At 71.3% G+C, this 15,385-nt stretch carries 13 protein-coding genes; 9 read left to right on the top strand and 4 right to left on the bottom strand.

Translation table 11 applies throughout. The annotated features are described in order from the left end of the window. Nucleotides 1–14 precede the first annotated feature (14 nt). The 9 genes from ABZW60_RS21280 to ABZW60_RS21240 are packed head-to-tail and all read left to right on the top strand — an operon-like array spanning nucleotide 15 to nucleotide 7,225. Entirely contained in the window at nucleotides 15–752 is a 738-nt protein-coding gene (locus tag ABZW60_RS21280) for a metalloregulator ArsR/SmtB family transcription factor (protein WP_355479298.1), read from the top strand. Continuing rightward, nucleotides 749–2,161 (top strand): Fe-S cluster assembly protein SufB, encoded by a 1,413-nt coding sequence (sufB, locus tag ABZW60_RS21275; RefSeq protein WP_355479296.1) that lies wholly within the window; start codon nucleotides 749–751, stop codon nucleotides 2,159–2,161. The genes ABZW60_RS21280 and sufB overlap by 4 nt, the downstream gene beginning before the upstream one ends. After that, nucleotides 2,161–3,363 carry a Fe-S cluster assembly protein SufD gene (sufD, locus tag ABZW60_RS21270; RefSeq protein WP_355479294.1) on the top strand — a complete coding sequence of 401 codons (1,203 nt, stop codon included), beginning with the start codon at nucleotides 2,161–2,163 and terminating at the stop codon, nucleotides 3,361–3,363. Before sufB ends, sufD begins: the two co-directional genes overlap by 1 nt. Then, nucleotides 3,360–3,698: a non-heme iron oxygenase ferredoxin subunit gene (locus ABZW60_RS21265; protein ID WP_355479292.1), complete on the top strand. Its 339-nt coding sequence runs from the start codon at nucleotides 3,360–3,362 to the stop codon at nucleotides 3,696–3,698. The genes sufD and ABZW60_RS21265 overlap by 4 nt, the downstream gene beginning before the upstream one ends. A 23-nt stretch (nucleotides 3,699–3,721) precedes the next feature. Then, complete coding sequence (gene sufC, locus ABZW60_RS21260) at nucleotides 3,722–4,486, top strand: Fe-S cluster assembly ATPase SufC (RefSeq protein ID WP_355479290.1); 765 nt, start codon at nucleotides 3,722–3,724, stop codon at nucleotides 4,484–4,486. Further along, complete coding sequence (locus ABZW60_RS21255; protein WP_355479288.1) at nucleotides 4,483–5,739, top strand: cysteine desulfurase; 1,257 nt, start codon at nucleotides 4,483–4,485, stop codon at nucleotides 5,737–5,739. Before sufC ends, ABZW60_RS21255 begins: the two co-directional genes overlap by 4 nt. A 1-nt stretch (nucleotide 5,740) precedes the next feature. Next, nucleotides 5,741–6,211, top strand: a complete 471-nt coding sequence (sufU, locus tag ABZW60_RS21250) for a Fe-S cluster assembly sulfur transfer protein SufU (protein ID WP_355479286.1) — start codon at nucleotides 5,741–5,743, stop codon at nucleotides 6,209–6,211. Further along, nucleotides 6,204–6,611 (top strand): metal-sulfur cluster assembly factor, encoded by a 408-nt coding sequence (locus ABZW60_RS21245; RefSeq protein WP_355479284.1) that lies wholly within the window; start codon nucleotides 6,204–6,206, stop codon nucleotides 6,609–6,611. The genes sufU and ABZW60_RS21245 overlap by 8 nt, the downstream gene beginning before the upstream one ends. Beyond that, nucleotides 6,608–7,225: an acVLRF1 family peptidyl-tRNA hydrolase gene (locus ABZW60_RS21240; RefSeq protein ID WP_355479282.1), complete on the top strand. Its 618-nt coding sequence runs from the start codon at nucleotides 6,608–6,610 to the stop codon at nucleotides 7,223–7,225. The genes ABZW60_RS21245 and ABZW60_RS21240 overlap by 4 nt, the downstream gene beginning before the upstream one ends. On the opposite strand, the gene ABZW60_RS21235 is transcribed toward ABZW60_RS21240, so the two are convergent. From ABZW60_RS21235 to ABZW60_RS21220, 4 genes are all read right to left on the bottom strand, one after another. Continuing rightward, nucleotides 7,213–7,725: a hypothetical protein gene (locus tag ABZW60_RS21235; RefSeq protein ID WP_355479280.1), complete on the bottom strand. Its 513-nt coding sequence runs from the start codon at nucleotides 7,723–7,725 to the stop codon at nucleotides 7,213–7,215. The two genes, ABZW60_RS21240 and ABZW60_RS21235, sit on opposite strands and share 13 nt — an antisense overlap. Then, nucleotides 7,722–14,147 (bottom strand): hypothetical protein, encoded by a 6,426-nt coding sequence (locus ABZW60_RS21230; RefSeq protein ID WP_355479278.1) that lies wholly within the window; start codon nucleotides 14,145–14,147, stop codon nucleotides 7,722–7,724. The genes ABZW60_RS21235 and ABZW60_RS21230 overlap by 4 nt, the downstream gene beginning before the upstream one ends. 111 nt (nucleotides 14,148–14,258) lie before the next feature. After that, nucleotides 14,259–14,825 carry a hypothetical protein gene (locus ABZW60_RS21225; protein WP_355479276.1) on the bottom strand — a complete coding sequence of 189 codons (567 nt, stop codon included), beginning with the start codon at nucleotides 14,823–14,825 and terminating at the stop codon, nucleotides 14,259–14,261. 3 nt (nucleotides 14,826–14,828) lie between these two features. Continuing rightward, nucleotides 14,829–15,380 (bottom strand): hypothetical protein, encoded by a 552-nt coding sequence (locus ABZW60_RS21220; RefSeq protein ID WP_355479274.1) that lies wholly within the window; start codon nucleotides 15,378–15,380, stop codon nucleotides 14,829–14,831. Between the last annotated feature and the right edge of the window lie 5 nt (nucleotides 15,381–15,385).

The raw sequence follows: 15,385 nt of genomic DNA, 5'->3' as shown, positions 1-15,385 counted from the left end.
GCGACACTGATGTTGTGAAAAATCCTGCGACCACCGGAGCCGTCAGCGGCGCCGCGCGGGACGAGTCCACCCGGGACCGGGTCGCACGCTCGATCCTGACCAACGGCCCGTCCAGCGCCGCGGTGCTGGCCGAGCGGCTCGAACTCACCCCGGCGGCGGTCCGCCGGCACCTGGACCACCTGCTCGACGAGGGCCTGGTGGAATCCCGCGAGGAGCGGGTCTACGGCCCGCGCGGCCGCGGCCGCCCCGCGAAGGTGTTCGTGCTGACCGACACCGGCAGGCATGCCTTCCACCAGGCGTACGACGACCTGGCGGCCACCGCGATGCGGTTCATCGCCGACGCGGGCGGTGACGACGCGATCACGGAGTTCGCCCGGCGCCGCGTCGCCGAGGTGGAGGAGCGGTACCGGGAGCTGCTCGCGCAGGCTCCCGAGAACAAGAAGGCGGAGGTGCTCGCCCAGGCCCTGACGGCCGACGGGTACGCCGCCTCCACGGCGGAGGCGGGCCACGGCGCCCAGCTCTGCCAGCACCACTGCCCGGTCGCGCACGTGGCCGAGCAGTTCCCCCAGCTGTGCGAGGCCGAGACCGAGGTGTTCTCGAGACTCCTCGGCAAGCACGTGCAGCGCCTGGCCACCATCGCCCACGGCGACGGTGTCTGTACGACTCATATACCAGCAGGGCATATCCCGGGTCCTGCCCCTGTGACCCCTGGCAAGCTAACCGACGGCGAATCTGCGAGGACTACGCGATGACGCAAACCGCTCACCCCGAACTGGAAGGCCTCGGCAACTACCAGTACGGCTGGTCCGACTCCGACGCCGCCGGCGCGGTCGCTCAGCGCGGCTTGAGCGAGGACGTGGTGAGAGGCATCTCCACCCTCAAGAACGAGCCGGACTGGATGCTCGACCTGCGCCTGAAGGGCCTGAAGCTCTTCGGCCGCAAGCCGATGCCGTCCTGGGGTGCCGACCTGTCGGGAATCGACTTCGACAACATCAAGTACTTCGTCCGGTCCACCGAGAAGCAGGCCACCAGCTGGGAGGACCTGCCGCCGGACATCAAGAACACCTACGACAAGCTCGGCATCCCGGAGGCGGAGAAGCAGCGCCTGGTCGCCGGTGTCGCGGCGCAGTACGAGTCCGAGGTCGTCTACCACCAGATCCGTGAGGACCTGGAGGAGCAGGGTGTCATCTTCCTGGACACCGACACCGGCCTGAAGGAGCACCCGGAGCTCTTCAAGGAGTACTTCGGCTCGGTGATCCCGGTCGGCGACAACAAGTTCGCGTCGCTGAACACCGCGGTCTGGTCCGGCGGCTCGTTCATCTACGTCCCCAAGGGCGTCAAGGTGGACATCCCGCTGCAGGCCTACTTCCGGATCAACACCGAGAACATGGGCCAGTTCGAGCGGACGCTGATCATCGTCGACGAGGGTGCCTACGTGCACTACGTCGAGGGCTGCACGGCGCCGATCTACAAGTCCGACTCGCTGCACTCGGCGGTCGTCGAGATCATCGTGAAGAAGGGCGCCCGCTGCCGCTACACGACGATCCAGAACTGGTCGAACAACGTCTACAACCTGGTCACCAAGCGCGCCACCTGCGAGGAGGGCGCGACCATGGAGTGGATCGACGGCAACATCGGCTCCAAGGTGACGATGAAGTACCCGGCCGTTTACCTGATGGGCGAGCACGCCAAGGGCGAGACCCTGTCGGTCGCGTTCGCCGGCGAGGGCCAGCACCAGGACGCCGGCTCCAAGATGGTGCACAACGCGCCGTACACCTCCAGCTCGATCGTCTCGAAGTCGGTGGCCCGCGGCGGCGGCCGGACGTCGTACCGCGGTCTGGTCGAGGTGGCGCCGGGCTCGCACCACAGCAAGTCCACGGTGCGCTGTGACGCGCTGCTGGTCGACACCATCAGCCGTTCGGACACCTACCCGTACGTCGACGTCCGCGAGGACGACGTGGCGATGGGGCACGAGGCGACCGTGTCCAAGGTCAGCGACGACCAGCTCTTCTACCTGATGAGCCGGGGCATGGCCGAGGACGAGGCGATGGCGATGATCGTCCGCGGCTTCATCGAGCCGATCGCCCGCGAGCTCCCGATGGAGTACGCGCTGGAACTGAACCGACTGATCGAGCTGCAGATGGAAGGGGCCGTCGGCTGATGTCGACCTCTGAAACGCTTGTTGCTACCGGCAACAAGGCACACTCGCACGGGCCGGGTTCGCCGGTCCCGCTCCAGGCGCGCAGCGAGCGGCCGACGTCGTACGACGTGGCCGACTTCGCGGTGCCGAACGGGCGCGAGGAGGAGTGGCGCTTCACCCCGGTCAAGCAGCTGAAGGCCCTGTTCGAGGACGCGGCCGGCACCGAGACCCCGAAGATCGACGCCTCCGGTCCGGAGGGCGTGGTGATCGAGACGGTCGCCGCCGACGCGGTGCAGGTCGGTACGCCGCAGGACCGGTCCGCCGCGGTCGCCTGGAACCAGGCGCCCGGGGCGCTGGCGGTCCGGATCCCGGTCGAGGCCGAGCTGACCGAGCCGGTGCACGTGAACGTCGCGAGCCTCGGCGGCCGCGGCTTCAGCCACCTGATCGTCGAGGCCGGCCGGCACAGCAAGTCGATCGTGATCATCGACCACACCGGCGCCGGCGAGCTGAGCGGGAACGTCGAGATCAAGGTCGGCGACGGCGCGGACCTGCGGGTCGTCTCGATCCAGCAGGGCGACCACGAGTCGATCCACCTCGGCCAGCACGACGCGCTGGTCGGCCGGGACGCGCGGCTGCACCACGTCGCGGTCACCCTGGGCGGCAAGATCGTCCGGATCGGCACCAACGTCCGGTACGCCGGACCGGGTGGCGACGCCGAACTCGTCGGCGTGTACTTCGCCGAGTCCGGGCAGCACCACGAGCACCGGCTGTTCGTCGACCACGAGGCCACGCACTGCAAGAGCAACGTGCTCTACAAGGGCGCGCTGGCCGGCGACAACGCCCGGTCGGTGTGGATCGGCGATGTGCTGATCCGGGCCGCGGCCGAGGGCACCGACACCTTCGAGCTGAACCGGAACCTGGTGCTCACCGACGGCGCCCGCGCCGACTCGGTGCCGAACCTGGAGATCGAGACCGGCGAGATCGAGGGCGCCGGGCACGCGTCCGCGACCGGCCGCTTCGACGACGAGCAGCTGTTCTACCTGCAGGCTCGCGGCATCCCCGAGGACGCGGCGCGGCGGCTGGTGGTGGCCGGCTTCTTCAACGACATCATCGGCAAGATCGGCGTCGGTGAGGTCAGCGACCACCTGCACGACGTGATCGAGGAGAAGCTCGCGCGCACCGCGGAGCTGAGCGAGACGGCCAAGGCGGCCATCGGCCAATGAGCGACACGTTCGAGCGCGCCTGCGCCGTTGCCGACGTCCCCGACGAGGGTGTGATCCCGGTCGAGGTCGGCGGAGTCGAGGTGGCGGTCGTGAAGAGCGAAGGACAGTACTTCGCGGTGCGGGACGAGTGCTCGCACGCGCAGATCCAGCTGTCCGAGGGTGACGTCGGCGAGTGCGAGATCGAGTGCTGGCTGCACGGGTCCCGCTTCGACCTGCGCACCGGCGAGCCGACCAGCCTGCCGGCCTACGACCCGGTGCCGATCTACCCCGTGCGCCTCGACGGCGACGACGTGCTCGTCGACGTGAAGAACCCCCTGAACCAGGCATCCCTGTAAAGCAACGGAGACAGAGACTAACCATGGCGACACTCGAGATTCGCGACCTGCAGGTGTCGGTCGACACCGAGGCCGGCCCGAAGCAGATCCTGCGCGGCGTCGACCTGACCATCGCCGGCGGCCAGACGCACGCGATCATGGGCCCGAACGGCTCCGGCAAGTCGACGCTGGCGTACTCGATCGCCGGGCACCCGAAGTACAACATCACCGGCGGCACCGTGACGCTGGACGGCGAGGACGTGCTGGACATGTCCGTCGACGAGCGCGCCCGGGCCGGCCTGTTCCTGGCGATGCAGTACCCGGTCGAGGTGCCGGGGGTGTCGGTGGCGAACTTCCTGCGCACCGCGAAGACCGCGATCGACGGCGAGGCGCCGAAGCTGCGCACCTGGGTCAAGGACGTGAACACCGCGCTCGGCGACCTGCAGATGGACCCCGAGTTCGCGCAGCGCAACGTCAACGAGGGCTTCTCCGGCGGTGAGAAGAAGCGGCACGAGATCGTCCAGCTGGAGCTGCTGAACCCGAAGATCGCGATCCTCGACGAGACCGACTCCGGCCTCGACATCGACGCGCTGAAGATCGTCTCCGAGGGCGTCAACCGGTTCGCCGGCCAGGGCGACAAGGGCATCCTGCTGATCACCCACTACACGCGGATCCTGCGCTACATCAAGCCGGACTTCGTGCACGTCTTCGTCGACGGCCGCGTCGCCGAGGAGGGCGGCCCGGAGCTGGCCGAGGAGCTGGAAGCCAACGGGTACGAGCGCTTCGTGAAGGCAGGCGCGTCCAAGTGACCGACGCCCGGACGTTCAGCAGTCCCTTGGACCTGCAATCGGTCCGGGCGGACTTCCCTATCCTGTCGCGGGAGCTCGCCGGCGGGTTCCCGCTGGTCTACCTCGACTCGGCGAACTCCTCGCAGAAGCCGCGCCAGGTCGTGCAGGCTCTTGAGGATCACTATCTCGAGCACAACGCCAACGTCGCCCGCGCCATGCACCAGCTCGGTGCCGAGGCGACCGCGGCGTACGAGGGCGGCCGGGACAAGGTGGCCGCGTTCATCGGCGCGCCGAACCGGGACGAGATCGTCTTCACCAAGAACGCCTCCGAGGCGCTCAACCTGGCCGCGCACACGCTCGGCGCGTCGCTGAAGCCGGGCGATGTCGTGGTGATCTCAGAGATGGAGCACCACAGCAACATCGTCCCGTGGCAGCTCGCCTGCGAGCGCACCGGCGCGACGCTGAAGTGGTTCGGCGTGACCGAGGACGGCCGGCTCGACCTCAGCAACATCGAGGAGCTGCTGACCGAGAACACCAAGGTCGTCTCGCTGACCTGGGTGTCGAACGCGCTCGGCACGATCAACCCGATCACCGAGATCGCGGCCAAGGCGCACGCGGTCGGCGCGACAGTGGTCGTCGACGCCTCGCAGGCCGTCCCGCAGTTCCCGGTCGACGTCTCCACGCTGGGCGCGGACATCCTGGTCTTCACCGGTCACAAGGTGGTCGGCCCGACCGGGATCGGCGTGCTCTGGGGGCGGTACGAACTGCTCGCCGAGCTGCCGCCGTTCCTCGGCGGGGGCGAGATGATCGAGGTCGTCCGGATGACCGGCTCGACGTACGCTCCGCCGCCGGCCCGGTTCGAGGCCGGTACGCCGCCGATCGCGCAGGCCGTCGGCCTCGGTGCGGCCGTCGACTACCTGTCCGGGATCGGCATGGACAAGATCGCCGCGCACGAGCACGCGATCGTCGAGTACGCGCTGGAGGGGCTGAAGACGGTCCCTGGCCTGACGCTGCTCGGGCCGACCGACGCGAAGGACCACGGCGGCGCGATCAGCTTCGCGCTGGACGGCGTGCACCCGCACGACGTGTCGACCGTCCTGGACACCCGGGGCATCGCGGTCCGGGCCGGGCACCACTGCGCACGGCCGGTGCACGAGCGGTTCGGAATGCAATCGTCGACCAGAGCGTCTTTCTACCTGTACACGACTCCCGAGGAGATCGACGCGCTCGTCGACGGCCTCGGATTCGTCCGAAAATTCTTCAAGGTGGACTGATATGCAGCTCGACAGCCTCTACCAGGAGATCATCCTGGACCACTACCGCAGCCCGCACCACGCGGGCCTCGCGGACCCGTACGACGTGGAGGTGCACCACGTGAACCCGTCCTGCGGGGACGAGGTCACGCTCCGGGTCGAGCTCGACGGCGAGACCGTGAAGGGCGTCACGCACGACAGCGTCGGCTGCTCGATCAGCCAGGCCGCGACCTCGGTGATGACCGACCTGGTGATCGGCAAGCCGGTGTCGGAGGGCATGGCGACGTACGACAAGTTCCTCGAGCTGATGCAGGGCCGCGGGAACGTCGATCCGGACGAAGAGGTTCTGGAGGACGGCGTCGCGTTCGCGGGCGTCGCGCAGTTCCCGGCCCGGGTGAAGTGTGCACTGCTGGGCTGGTCGGCGTGGCGCGACGCCACCGCCCAGGCCCTGGCCAACAGTGGGGCAGCCAACCAAGGAGTGAGCAATGCCTGACCAGACCGACGAGAAGATCGAGCTGCCCGAGGTCGACCTGGAGGCGGCGCAGGCTGCGCAGGCTGCACAGTCGGGGGAGGTCGGCACGACCCCGGCGAAGGTCGAGGACGTGACCGAGGCGCTCAAGGATGTCGTCGACCCCGAGCTCGGCATCAACGTGGTGGACCTGGGCCTGATCTACGGCATCACCGTGGACGACACCAGTACGGCGACCATCGACATGACGCTGACGTCCGCGGCCTGCCCGCTGACGGACGTCATCGAGGACCAGACCCGGATGGCGCTCGACGGTCTCGTCAACGACTTCCGGATCAACTGGGTCTGGATGCCGCCGTGGGGCCCGGAGAAGATCACCGACGACGGCCGCGACCAGCTGCGCGCCCTCGGCTTCAACGTGTGATCCGGACCGTCCAGGTCGCACCGGACCGGTTGGACAGGTGGCTGACCGGCTTCGGTGAACGGCACGGCGCGGTCACGTACGACGTGACGCCGCAGAGCGTCACGCTGACGGCCGAGGACGGCTCGTCCGCCGTCGTCACCGTGCCTTTCGAGCCCCTCGCGGCGTTGTCCCGCGAGGGGCTCGTCGCGCACGTGCTGGCCGAGCGGCGGATCGGTGTCCTGCTGGTCCGGCGCGGCGGGTACGGCGTGGGCGTGTTCGCCGGCGGCAAGCTGCTCGACTCGAAGGTCGGGTCGCGGCACGTGCAGGGGACGACCAAGGCGGGCGGCTGGTCACAGCAGCGGTACGCGCGCCGGCGGGACAACCAGGCCCGGGAGGCGTTCGCGGCGGCGACCGAGGTCGCGGTGCGGATCCTGGCGCCCGCGCGCCTCGACGTGCTGGTGTGCGGGGGAGACCGGCGCGCGGTCGACACCGTGCTCGACGACCCGCGCCTGAAGGAGCTCGGCGCGCTGGTGCGGCCGCCGTTCCTCGGCGTACCGGATCCGAAGCAGAAGGTCCTCGAGCAGGCCGGGGCCGACGCGCGGGCGATCCGGATCGAGGTCGATCAGCCGGAGTAGCTGTCCCGGACGGCCAGCAGCCGGTTGACCCGGAAGCGTCCCGGGTCGCGCTCCCGCTCGGCCCGCCCGGCGTCCGTCCAGAAGGCTTCGTCGGGCACCGTTTCGCCGTTCGGTCCGACGAACTTCAGGACCTCTCGCACGGCCTCGTGGGCGTAGGCCATCGCCCTCCGCGCCGCGTCGGACTCGTCGACGGCCGCCACCTCCGCGGCGATCGAGTCGGCGACCGCCAGCCACTGCCCGGCGTCGATCAGCTCCGACGGCGCCGGCCCGCCGAAGGTCGCGACGCCGTCGAGGAGTCCGTCGCAGGGCGGCGAGAACAGGTACTCGCGCCCGGCGCCGCAATGCCCGCACACACCGGCGTACCGCAGCGCGGCCCCGGCGACATCGTGCCGCCAGGACGCCTCGTCCGAGCCGCAGCCCGCGCACGCGGTGAGGTCCAGGTAGAGCATCACCTCGGTGGTCGTCCGGGCGATGGCGTACGGCGGGTCGTAGTCGGTCATTCGATCGTCATCCCGGTGGCGGGGTTGGTGGTGTGGCTCCTGCGCAGCTGTGGCTTCGACGTCCGGGTCCGGCTTGTCCGGGAGTCGGTTTCGGCGAGGGCCGCCGCCGGGATGCCGTGCTGGTGCAGGGCTTCGACGACGGTGCTGGTGAACCGGCGCGGCGCGTCCGGCGTGTGCAGGGCCCGCAGATCGACCCGGCCCTCGGCGAGGAGGGCCAGTCGGGGATGCAGGGTGGCGAAGGCCGCCGCGAACCCGCCGTCGCCGCGGCCGGTCATCGTGCCGTCCGGATGGGCGACGTACACGGTCCGCCGGCCGTTCGCCTCGCGGACCGTCAGCCGGACGTCGACGTCGTCGCGCCGGGCCTGGTCGAGGGCGTCGACGAGAGGCCGGTACGGATGCTGCTCGTCGGCCTCCACCCGGACCTGGACGGTCCGCACCCGGGCCGGCTTGGTGCCGGCGCGTTCACCGGCCTCCATCCGCGCCCGCATCGCGTCGTACTCGTGCCGGTACATCGTCAGATAGGCCTCGCCGGACGCGGCCCGCCGTACCGTGCCGGAGCGCTCGACCTTCGGTGGCCTGCGCCGGCCGAGCCGGAGCCGCTCGAAGTCCAGGTGGTAGTCGACGCGCACCCGGACCGTGACGACCTGCCCGGACTCGTAGACGCCGGTCTCGTGGCGCGCGCCGACCGTACCGGTGTCCTGCTCGCTGACCCGGCGGCCGCTGGTCGCACTCACACTGATCTCGCCGCCCGGTGTACTGCCGCCGATCGTCCGGGAACCGGGCAGCATCCGGTTGCTGCGTGCCGTCAGCTGGCTGACCCGGAGATCGCGGGAGTTCTCACCGAGCTGCGTGCTCGACTCGTCGTCCGGATCCGACACCAGCTCCAGGCCCGACAGCTCGGCGCGGACCCGGACCGTGACCACCCGGGCGCTGTCGCCGGGGACCGCGAGCGGGACGAGCTCATGCCCCGTGGGGCCGGCCATCTCGCGGAACTCGACCATCCGGTTCGCGGCGCCGAGCCGCGACTCCAGCGTGGTGGCATGCCGCCGGACGCCTTCGGGCCGGAGCATGTCCGGCGCTTCGAGACGGGCGCACGCCGCCTCGAACAAGGTGTTGTCCTCCTCCGCGCCGGGCAGGTACGGCACGGTGCCCTCGGGCAGATAGCGGTCGGGCAGGACCACGGCCCGGTGGTCCGGCGGCCCGAGCTGTGGCGGAGCGGAATCGAGCACCGACGCGGGCACGGCCAGGGTCATTCGTCCGGACGCTCGGCGGCGGGTGGTTGAGGCGGCCTTCCCACCCGGCTCCGCCGAGTCCTCGATCTCGAGGAAGAGCTCGAAGTCGCGCTCGATCCGTGCTGTCTCGATCGCGAGCCCCGTGTTGATACTGGTGTTCGCCTCGCTCGCGGCCGCAGTGGTCGAGGTGCTCAGCTCCGCACCGGCACCGGCCGACAGCGGCGTCCCGTCGGAGCCGGCCGCCTCGACGGACCCGCCGTACGACGTGCCCGCGGAGGTGCTGCGGCCGCGGTCGCGGAGGCTCCACAACTGGACGAGGCCGAACCCGTTGCCGGTCTGCCCCTGCGTCCCGCCCACCTCGGTGCTCGGGTCGCCGACGAACCGCAGCCGGGCGCGGATCCGGAGGTTCCGGGTGTGCGCGCCGACGCGGACCGGGAGTTCGCGGACGGCGCCGCGCGGGTCGAGCATGTCGTCCAGCTGGTTGCGCCACCGGGTGCCGGCGAACTCGCCGCGCAGCGCGTTCACCAGCACCGGGTCGTCCATGGCCCGCGGCGAATGCTCCGCGACCGCCGCGCAGACCTCGCGGAACGGGTCGGTGTCGTTGCCGTCGCGGTCCTGGAACGCGGCCCGGTCGACCTGCGCCGCGCCCATCATCCGCTCGTAGTGGCGCGGGAGTTGCGGCACGATCCGCAGCCGCGCCAGCTCCTCGGCCCGGCGCAGTACGGCGTCGAGTCGCTGGTCGGGCCGCGGGTCGAGACCGGCCGCCTTGCGGACCGCGGCCGCCAGCACGTCCTCGGTGTGCCCGGCGGCGAGGCCGTCGGTGACGTCCCGCTTGTCGATCCGGTAGCGCCGCAGCAGCGCGATCGCAGTCCGGCGGGGGAGACGCAGGTTGCCGTTCAGCACCCGCTCGACCGCGTCGGAGACCTGGTGCAGCGGAAGATCCAGCTCGCCCCGCCCGTACGTCAGCAGCGCGTCGCGCTCTGGCAGCGTGAGCAGGACCGCGCCGGTCTCGAGCGGGATCGTCCGCGGCGCGGCTCCGCCGGCGCGGAGCCGGGCCTCGAGGACGAGATCGCCCCAGAACTGGTAGTGCTGTCCGTCCCGCATCAACGTCCGCTCGACGCCGGTGGTGGCCGACTCGGACGCGCTCGACGAGGTGGTGGTCGTCCGGTTCAGCCCGGCCGAGCCGCCGTACGACGACCCGTCGGCCGCGACCGTACCGCTGCCGGCGCTGATCCCGGCGGTGCCGGCCGCGAAGTCGCCGGCCGTACTGCCGGTGGTCGCGAGCGTCACGTTGAGCTCGGCGAGGATGGGCTGCCCGGTGCCGACGTACCTGAGGTTCTCGACCCGCGTGCTGATGCTCAGCGCGGCCGGTCTGGGAGTGAGACCGCGCTGCCGGATCACGTCCAGCGGGTCGGACGGGACCGAGCCGACGGCCAGTCCGGTGCGGTACTCCGTGGTGAGCAGTTCCGGCCGGGCGACGAGGTTGCGTGGCGCGAGGAACCCGCTGAGGTGATGCAGGGCGGAGCTGTCCGCGCGGGCCAGGGCAGGTACGGCCTCGGTCAGCCGGGCGATCGGGTCGCGGGCGTCGACGTGGTGGATGGTCGCCGTCTCCAGCAGGTTCGGTTCGACCTTGCCCGCGACGGAGAGCGCGGGCTCGCCGGACCCGCGGCAGAACTCGCTGTCGAGCCAGACGCGGGCGCTGCCCTCGGACGATGTCAGCGGCACGGCCCCGCTGTCGGTGACCTCGCTGATCGTGATGGTGTGCAGTACGTCGAACACCGCGACCTGCGAGCCCGACTCGGCCACCGTCATCCGGTACGCGCCGCGGCTCGACGACGAACTGAGCGAGCGGCCCCGTGACGTCCGCCCGACCGACGCGCCGGCCGTCGGTGTGGCCCCGGCCCGTCCGGCGGCCGGAGCGTTGCCGAGGCCCAGCCGGGCGGACCACGGCACGCTCTGCGTCCGTGTCTCGGTGCGTCCCGACGTACTGACTCCGATGTCGACGTTGACGACCATGTCGTTGTCGGCGACACCGATCGGCGTCACGCGGTCGAAGTGCTGCTCGAGCGCGATCCGGTAGGACCGGACCCGCGGCGGGTGACCGGTGCGGTGTTCGGTGAGCTGGAAGAGCAGCCGATCCTGCGCGGCGTGGTCGTACCCCGTCTCCAGCCGGTGCTTGGCGATCTGCTGGCAGGCGCGTTCCCAGTTCTCCGCCTGGCTGAGGACGAGCGCGGCGTCCTGACCGGCAAGGGCCGAGGGCAACGGTTGGCCGTGTTCGTCGAGCGGCGGGATCATCCCCTGCTGCGACAGGTGTGCCAGGAAGCCGCGCAGTGCGTCGTCGGCACCGGTGAGCTCGCGGATCATCGCCGGTCCGGCGCCGCGCAGTTGCCCGGGCTCGTTACCGAGCCACGTCGGGAGTCGCAGGGGAGCGTCGGTCGGCTGCGGGTCCCCGCGCAGGAGCAGCCTGCCGTCGGCACCACGCCGTACGGCGCCGGTGTCGTCGCGGAGCACAGCCGCTGCCGGGACCGGGAGGCCGTAGCGGAACGCGTCCCGTTCCGCCATCCGCAGGTAGGCGTCGCCCGCACCGTCGACCGTGAACGACTCGTCGCGGTCGAGACGGTGGACCGTGACCTTGTGCCGCAGGCGCACCTTCACGCCGACGGTCGGCGCGATCCGCTGGGTACTCCATCGGCTGCCCAGGTCGGCAGTGGACGCGACGTCGTCGTAGCTGGTGTTCCGTCCCGCGTGCAGTCCCGGGGTGAGGTCCGCGCTCGTCGAGCCGACGTCGAGGATCGGGCTGCTGGCGGTGACACCGGTCGTGCGCGAGGAGCTGAACGACTGGCTTCCGGACGCGCCCGAGTTGCCGACGCGCCACAGCTCCAGTTTGTGGTCCGGCGAGCTGTCGCTGGTCAGCTCGGCGGTGTCGAGTTCGACGACCGTCTCCAACTGCGCCCAGGCCACCGGCCGGCCGCCGTCGGTGATCAGGCGCCGGACGCCGCCGGGCCTGGTCGCCTCGTCCAGCCGGAGCATCCCGTCCTCGGCGATCAAGCTGCGGAGCCGGTCGTAGCCGACGCGGTCGAGAGCGCCCAACCGCTGCCGCAGCTCCGCCATCGTCCGGTCGCAGAGATCGTTGAGGCCGTCGACGCGGGTGGCCATGTGCTCCGGCATCGCCGTCCGGCGTTCCGCGGCGAGCCCGAGCGTCCGCAGGTCGGTGGTCTCGGTCGGCGGCGGAACGGTGTAGGTGTGGATGAACCCGAGGTCGAGCGTGGTCGCGTCCCGGCCGGCGGTGTCCGAGCGGTCGACGACGTTGGGCGCCGACCAGTCGGCGGTGGCCGACTCCCGGATCCGCCAGATCCAGCGCGGCCGCTCCGCGCGGTACCGCAGGAACTCACCGCGGAGCGCCTCGACCGCGCCGGTTTGGGCGTATTCGGTCGCGCCGCCGCCGACCGTCCGGCCGCGGCCCTGGCTCAGCTCGATGCCGGGTGAGACGAGCGTGGCCGCTGCCTTCACCTTGCTCGTGTCCGGGAGCGCGTCGGTGAGCGTCCGCAGGCCGGCGCCGGCCGTCACACTCGCGGTCCGGGCCGCGGCAGTGGCGACGCTGAAGCCGCCCTGGACCACCTGACCGACCTGGGCCTCGTCGATGGTCAGCGGGCTGTCCAGCACTTCCTGGAGCTCGCCGGGATCGAGCTGCAGGTGGATCTGCAGCAGCCGGTCGACGTCGGCCCGCGGGTCGTTGTGGACCGTCAGGACGAAGCCGTCGGGCGAGAGGATCCGGCGACTCTCGCCACGCAGCGTCCGGTGCAGGACGTCGGGTGTGAAGCGGTTGGGTTCGCCGATGGCCTCGTTGAGCTCCGCGCACAACTTGGTCAGGTGGGGGAGACGGCCGGACGGCAGGCCGTTGTGCTGCACATCCTTGGCCGGGAGAGTGGCCGCGGTCGCCCGCTCGTACGCCTCGACCTCACGGACGGCGGCCTCGGCATCGCCTCCCGTCGCCAGACCACGGCACGCTCCGGCCGCGGCGCGGGCCTGATCGGCGGCGGCCGTGCAGGCGTTCGCGATCTCGGTATGGCGCTCGGCGACGCGGATCCGCGCGACCCCACGGACGCGGAGCCGGCGAGCGCGCTCAGCCGCCGACGCGTCCCGTGCGGTGGCCTCCTCGTCGGCCGCCGCGAACAACTCGGCGGCCTGCTCGCGGGCCGCCGCCGCGCTCGCTGTCCGTACGTCGGCGCGATGTGCGTGATCCGCCGCGGCTGCCTCTAGGTCGGCGACCTGCCGCCGTACCCGTGCCTCGAAGCGTTCCCGCAGGGTCGTCGCGGGCGAAGACTGCGTAGCGGGTGCGACGACCTGCATGCCGGTCCACGGGACGCTCGGAGCGGGATGCCCGGCCCGGCGGATGGCGGCGGACAGGTTCGTCAACTCGTCCTCGACCTCGGCGAGCGGGCGTCCGCCCAGACCGGCCCGGGTGTCCCGCCACTCGGCACCGAGCCGCCGGAACTCCTCGTACTGCGCCTGCGCCCGGCGGTCCCGCTCCGCACGGTTCGCCCGGGCTCCCGTCCGTACGCCGTCCACGAACCGGCGGATCGCGCCGCCGAACCCGGTAGCGCCAGTTGACAGGTGCCGGCCGCCGACCTCCGGACGTGCACGCCCCGGTGCCCGCAACGTTCCGGCTGCCGGCGCGTCCAGGCGCTCGGCGTCACGAGCGAGCAGGCGGGCACCGGCGACCAGATCCGCCGCGAACGGCCGCTCCGAACCTTCCTGCCGGGCTCGTGAGTTGGTCAGCCGCCGGAGATCGGCATCGGACTCCAAGCGATTGCCGTCGAGCACGTCCCGCAGCAGAGCCCGGGCCTCGCGCTGCTGCCTCGCCGGCAGACCCGGCAGGTCCAGCAGGGCGTCGAGACCGGCGGTCGCACCGTCCGCGGCCCGGCCGCCGCGCACCCGGTCGAGTTCGGCCCCGACGAACGCCACCGCCTCGGCGACCAGCCGGTCGTCGCCGACCACCGCCGCTCGCCTGGCCAGCCGGCGTTCCAGCCGGCGAAGTGCCTTACGGGCCAGGCGTTCCCGCGAGTGCCGCAACCGCAGCGTGCCGTCCCGCAGGGCCACTGCCTCGGGCGCCGCCACGCCGACCGCTAGGCCGAGCGCCTGGCGCGCGCGAGCCCGCAGGCCCGCCTCCGTGCTCGCAGCAGACGTCAACGCCAATCTCCCCGTTCAGATCAGTGGACGGGGAGATTAGCAATCAACTGTTCAATTTCTCGCTCGATATCCCACCAGCCGGGTTAACAATCGCCGGTGGGGTTTGTCACATCATGAATCGCTGTACAACGCGCGGAAGTCGGCGAGTGTGCCGCGGTAGGTCTCCAGGTCGTCCTCCAGCCGGGCACGGGTGACGACGTTCGGGTCGTCGGCCAGGATGTCGGCGCCGTACTTCGTCCAGATCGCCGAGTCCGGCACCCGGTCGGCGCCGTCCGGCAGGAACTTGATCGCCTCGGCGATCGCTTCGGCGGCGAGCTCGAAGTTCAGCTCGATGTAGTAGCGCTCCTGACCCGGCTCGCCGTCGTAGGCCATGTCGGCCTCGGTGCCCCGGTCCCAGTGCAGCTGTCCGACCCTGGTCCACTCGGCCGCGTCGACGAGCTGCGACTGGCCCAGTCCCCAGTGCGCGCCGCTCGTGGTGGCCGAGCGCTCCGACGAGTACGGGATGGTGATCTCGCCGACGGGGGAGGCGTAGGTCCAGGCGTCCGGGCCCTCGGCCAGGTTCACGCCGACCTCGAAAACGGGCGCCGGCCCGAGCTCGATGCCGGGCTCCGGCTCGGCCTGCGCGCGGGTCAGGGCCACGTAGATGTCGGCCTCCCGCAGGGTTCTCGCGATCAGCATCGGTTATCTCGCTCCTGTTTCCCTGATCTCGTTGCCCAACCGCCGGTGCAGGTCGGCGTACGCGTCCCTTGCCACCAGCAACCTGTCCAGCCGGAAGCGGCCCGGTTCGGCGGCGCGGACCGCTTGGCCCTCCGGCGTCCAGAACTCGTCCTCCGGCACGGCGTCCGCGCCCGCCGGGACGAACTTGATCACCTCGGCGACAGCGGCTCGCGCGACGGCCAGCACCTTACCGGCCTCGGCAGGATCCGTGGGGACGGCGGCCGCGGCGGTGTCGGCGACGTCCAGCCACTGGCCCGCGTCGAGGATCTCCGACGGCTCCGGGCCGCCGAACGTCGGCCAGCCCCGCACCGGTGTCTCCCGCGCGGGCAGGCCGAACAGGTACTCGCGGGCGGCGGAGCATCCCGGGCAGGTCGCGGCGTAGCTGGCCGCGAGCTCACCGTCGATCTGGACCAGTGCTTGTTCCCAGGGCGCCTCGCTCGAGCCGCAGTCCGGGCACGGATGCAACTCCAGGTACAACTGCGCCTCGTCCCAGGTCCGCGCCACCGCGAATGCCATGAAAC

The organism is Kribbella sp. NPDC003557, from assembly GCF_040610805.1.
GTDB lineage: Bacteria > Actinomycetota > Actinomycetes > Propionibacteriales > Kribbellaceae > Kribbella.
Note: the sequence above shows the minus strand (reverse complement) of the source record. Positions and strands in the feature narration are given on the sequence as shown.

What these genes read in the sequence shown, in the direction of transcription:
- ABZW60_RS21220 (WP_355479274.1), bottom strand. Translation starts at nt 15,380, where the DNA reads ATGGCATTCGCGGTGGCGCGGACCTGGGACGAGGCGCAGTTGTACCTG.
- ABZW60_RS21265 (WP_355479292.1), top strand. Translation starts at nt 3,360, where the DNA reads ATGAGCGACACGTTCGAGCGCGCCTGCGCCGTTGCCGACGTCCCCGAC.
- sufD (WP_355479294.1), top strand. Translation starts at nt 2,161, where the DNA reads ATGTCGACCTCTGAAACGCTTGTTGCTACCGGCAACAAGGCACACTCG.
- sufC (WP_355479290.1), top strand. Translation starts at nt 3,722, where the DNA reads ATGGCGACACTCGAGATTCGCGACCTGCAGGTGTCGGTCGACACCGAG.
- ABZW60_RS21235 (WP_355479280.1), bottom strand. Translation starts at nt 7,725, where the DNA reads ATGACCGACTACGACCCGCCGTACGCCATCGCCCGGACGACCACCGAG.
- sufU (WP_355479286.1), top strand. Translation starts at nt 5,741, where the DNA reads ATGCAGCTCGACAGCCTCTACCAGGAGATCATCCTGGACCACTACCGC.
- sufB (WP_355479296.1), top strand. Translation starts at nt 749, where the DNA reads ATGACGCAAACCGCTCACCCCGAACTGGAAGGCCTCGGCAACTACCAG.
- ABZW60_RS21245 (WP_355479284.1), top strand. Translation starts at nt 6,204, where the DNA reads ATGCCTGACCAGACCGACGAGAAGATCGAGCTGCCCGAGGTCGACCTG.
- ABZW60_RS21225 (WP_355479276.1), bottom strand. Translation starts at nt 14,825, where the DNA reads ATGCTGATCGCGAGAACCCTGCGGGAGGCCGACATCTACGTGGCCCTG.